The following is a 4,105-nucleotide window of genomic DNA, read 5'->3' as shown; positions in this document are numbered from 1 at the left end:
CCCCCCCCCCCCCCCCCCCCCCCCCCCCCCCCCCCCCCCCCCCCCCCCCCCCCCCCCCCCCCCCCCCCCCCCCCCCCCCCCCCCCCCCCCCCCCCCCCCCCCCCCCCCCCCCCCCCCCCCCCCCCACGGTGAGCCAGGACGCCTGGTGACGTGCTGGAGCGGCCACCGTCAGGGGCCCGCCGCGAGCTAGCGAGCGGTGGGGGGACGGTGGCCCTTCGACCAGTCACGCATGCGCTGCGGGTAGCCGGTCACCTGGGCGTCGTACACCGGGATCGCCAGCTCCTTGGACAGCCGGCGGGCGACGTCGGGACCGTCGATGCGCCTCCGGGTCCACTCGCCGTCGGCCGCGACCAGGACGATGGTGGCCTCGGTCACCGCCGTCCGGGGCTCCACGTACCCCTCGACGCCCCGGCGGCTCGCCACGAACTGCTCCAGGTGCACCAGGTCGTCCCGGTGGGACGCCCGGTCGAGGGTGGCGCGGGCGCCATCCCCGGGCCGCCGCCTCCGCCACCGCTCGAACAGGCCCATCGCCGTCTCCGTCCTGCCGGGGTCGCGTGATCACTGCGACGCTCGCGAGAGCAACGGTGCTCCGGGCCAGCTCGTTCCCGGGGTGGCAGGATGGGGCCCAGCCCCCGCCCGCTCGAGCGGGGTTGCCGTCCGACGACCCGAGGAGCACCCGTGAGCGCACCCGCTTCCCCCGCCGACCTGGTCATCCTCGGGGGTGGCTCCGGCGGCTACGCCGCCGCGTTCCGCGCCTCCGAGCTCGGCCTGAACGTCGTGCTGATCGAGAAGGACAAGGTCGGTGGCACCTGCCTGCACCGGGGCTGCATCCCGACCAAGGCCCTGCTGCACGCCGGCGAGGTGGCCGACCTGGCCCGCGAGGGCGAGCAGTTCGGCGTGAAGACGTCGCTGGCCGGCATCGACATGGATGGCGTCAACAGCTACAAGGACGGCGTCATCACCAAGCTCTACAAGGGGCTGCAGGGCCTGGTGAAGGCGCGCAAGATCACCTACGTCGAGGGCGAGGGCCGGCTGGTCTCCCCCACGGCGGTCGAGGTGAACGGCCAGACCTACGAGGGCAAGCACGTCCTGCTGGCCACCGGCTCCTACCCCCGCTCGCTGCCGGGCCTGGAGATCGACGGCACGAAGGTCATCACCAGCGACCACGCGCTGAACCTGGACCGGGTGCCGAGCTCGGCGATCATCCTCGGCGGTGGCGTCATCGGCTGCGAGTTCGCCAGCGCCTGGAAGTCCTTCGGCGTGGACGTCACCATCGTCGAGGGCCTGCCCCACCTCGTGCCGCTGGAGGACGAGTCGTCCTCGAAGCTGCTGGAGCGCGCCTTCCGCCGGCGCAAGATCGCGTTCGAGCTCGGGAACCGCTTCTCCGGCGTGCAGACCACCGAGAACGGCGTCAAGGTGTCGCTGGAGAACGGCAAGCAGATCGAGGCCGAGCTGCTGCTCGTCGCGGTCGGTCGCGGCCCGGTCAGCTCCGGCATCGGCTACGAGGAGGTGGGCGTCGCGATGGAGCGCGGCTACGTCCTCGTCGACGAGTACATGCGCACCAACATCCCGACGATCTCCGCCGTGGGCGACCTGGTCCCCACCCTGCAGCTGGCCCACGTCGGCTTCGGCGAGGGCATCCTCGTCGCCGAGCGGGTCGCCGGCCTCGAGCCCGCCCCGATCGACTACGCCGGCGTCCCGCGGATCACCTACTCCGACCCCGAGGTCGCCTCGGTCGGCCTCACCGAGGCGCAGGCCAAGGAGCGCTACGGCGAGGTGAAGACCCTCACCTACGACCTCGCCGGCAACGGCCGCAGCCAGATCCTGAAGACGACGGGCGCGGTCAAGCTGGTGCAGGCCCCCGACGGCCCGGTCGTCGGCATCCACATGGTCGGCAGCCGCGTCGGCGAGCTCATCGCCGAGGCCCAGCTGATCTACAACTGGGAGGCCGAGGCCGACGACGTCGCCAGCCTCATCCACCCGCACCCGACGCAGAGCGAGGCGCTCGGCGAGGCTCACCTCGCGCTCGCCGGCAAGCCCCTGCACGTGCACGGCTGATCTCGCTCCACCCCCACCCACCCAGCGCCAGAAGGAGCACTGCCCCGATGCCGACCTCCGTCACCATGCCCGCCCTGGGCGAGAGCGTCACCGAGGGCACGGTCACCCGATGGCTCAAGCAGGAGGGTGACCAGGTCGAGGCCGACGAGCCCCTCCTCGAGGTGTCGACCGACAAGGTCGACACCGAGATCCCCTCCCCGGCCGCCGGGGTCCTCACCAAGATCCTCGTGGCCGAGGACGAGACCGTCGACGTCGGCGCCGAGCTCGCCGTGATCGGTGGCGGGGACGGCGACGAGGGCGCCGCGAGCCCGCCGGCCTCGGCCGAGGACGCCGACACCGCGCCGCAGACCCCCGACCAGCAGGTCGAGGACGCGGGCTCCGGCGGAGCGCAGGAGCAGCCCGCCGCCGAGCCCGAGCCGGCCCCGGCCGGCGGGTCCGGTGGCGGCGGCGGCGAGGGGACCCCCGTCACGATGCCGGCGCTCGGCGAGAGCGTCACCGAGGGCACCGTGACCCGGTGGCTGAAGGCCGTCGGCGACGAGATCACCGCCGACGAGCCGCTCCTCGAGGTCTCCACCGACAAGGTCGACACCGAGATCCCGGCGCCGGTCAGCGGCACGCTGCTGGAGATCACGGTCAACGAGGACGAGACCGTCGACGTCGGCGCCCAGCTCGCCGTGATCGGCACGGGCGCCTCCGGCGGCGGCTCCGCCCCCGCGGCTCCCGCACCGCAGCAGGAGGCCCCGAAGGAGCAGGTGCCGGCCGAGCCGGAGCCGCAGGCGGCCCCGCAGGCCAAGGAGGCTGACGCGGCCAGCGAGCAGCCCGGTGGCGACTACGGTGCCAGCGGCGCCCAGCCGTCGGACTCGCCGACCTCGGCGCCCGCGCCCCAGGTGGCTCCGCAGGCGCCGTCCGCCCCGGCCCCCTCGGGTGACGGCGGTGGGCAGTACGTCACGCCGCTGGTGCGCCGCCTGGCCGCCGAGCACGGGGTCGACCTGAACACCGTCTCGGGGACCGGCGTCGGCGGGCGCATCCGGAAGCAGGACGTGCTGGCCGCCGCGGAGAAGTCCGCCGCGCCGGCGCCCGCGGCGTCGGCCCCGGCCACCTCCGGCGGCACCCGCACGCCGTCGCCGGCCGCCATGCCGGACACCTCGGTGCGTGGCCGCACCGAGAAGCTGTCCCGCCTGCGCGGGGTCATCGCCCGCCGAATGGTGGAGTCGCTGCAGGTGAGCGCCCAGCTGACGACGGTCGTCGAGGCCGACGTCACGCGCATCGCGCAGCTGCGGCAGCAGGCGAAGGGCACCTTCGAGGCCCGCGAGGGCGTCAAGCTCTCGTTCCTGCCGTTCTTCGCCAAGGCGGCGGTCGAGGCGCTCAAGCAGCACCCGTCGGTGAACTCCTCGATCGACCTCGAGGCGGGCACGGTCACCTACCACGACGCCGAGAACCTCGGGGTCGCCGTCGACACCGAGCGGGGGCTGCTCGTCCCGGTGATCCACGGTGCGGGGGACCTGAGCCTGGGTGGCCTGGCCCGCAAGATCGCCGACCTCGCGGAGCGCACCCGCACCAACAAGGTGACGCCGGACGAGCTCGGTGGTGGGACGTTCACGCTGACCAACACCGGCAGCCGCGGCGCCCTGTTCGACACGCCGATCATCAACCAGCCGCAGGTCGCCATCCTCGGCACCGGCTCGGTCGTGAAGCGGCCGGTCGTGGTGCAGGACGCCGAGCTGGGCGAGGTCATCGCCGTCCGGTCGATGGTCTACCTGGCGCTGACCTACGACCACCGGATCGTCGACGGGGCGGACGCCGCCCGTTTCCTCACCACGGTGAAGGAGCGGCTGGAGGCCGGTCAGTTCCACGGCGAGCTCGGCCTCGGCTGAGCCAGGGCACCCCGCCCGCAGCACCCGCGAGCCCGGGGGGGGGGGGGGGGGGGGGGGGGGGGGGGGGGGGGGGGGGGGGGGGGGGGGGGGGGGTGTGTGGGGGGGGGGGGGGGGGGGGGGGGGGGGGGGGGGGGGGGGGGGGGGGGGGGGGGGGGGGGGGGGGGGGGGGGGGG

At 75.0% G+C, this 4,105-nt stretch carries 3 protein-coding genes; 2 read left to right on the top strand and 1 reads right to left on the bottom strand.

Annotated elements, in window-relative coordinates:
- Positions 1–186: 186 nt before the first annotated feature.
- Positions 187–528, bottom strand: a complete 342-nt coding sequence (locus tag ACI79Q_RS20750) for an oxidoreductase (RefSeq protein ID WP_456591291.1) — start codon at positions 526–528, stop codon at positions 187–189.
- Between the two features lie 150 nt (positions 529–678).
- Between ACI79Q_RS20750 and lpdA the strand changes: the two genes are divergently transcribed.
- A complete protein-coding gene (gene lpdA, locus ACI79Q_RS20745; RefSeq protein ID WP_456615309.1) occupies positions 679–2,058 on the top strand; it encodes a dihydrolipoyl dehydrogenase in 1,380 nt (459 codons plus the stop codon).
- A 47-nt stretch (positions 2,059–2,105) separates the two neighbouring features.
- Positions 2,106–3,932, top strand: a complete 1,827-nt coding sequence (gene sucB, locus ACI79Q_RS20740) for a 2-oxoglutarate dehydrogenase, E2 component, dihydrolipoamide succinyltransferase (RefSeq protein WP_456615308.1) — start codon at positions 2,106–2,108, stop codon at positions 3,930–3,932.
- Positions 3,933–4,105 lie beyond the last annotated feature (173 nt).

The organism is Blastococcus sp. SYSU DS0828 (assembly GCF_054050975.1).
The sequence above is the reverse complement of the archived record's forward strand: the minus strand, read 5'-3'. Positions and strand labels throughout refer to the sequence as shown.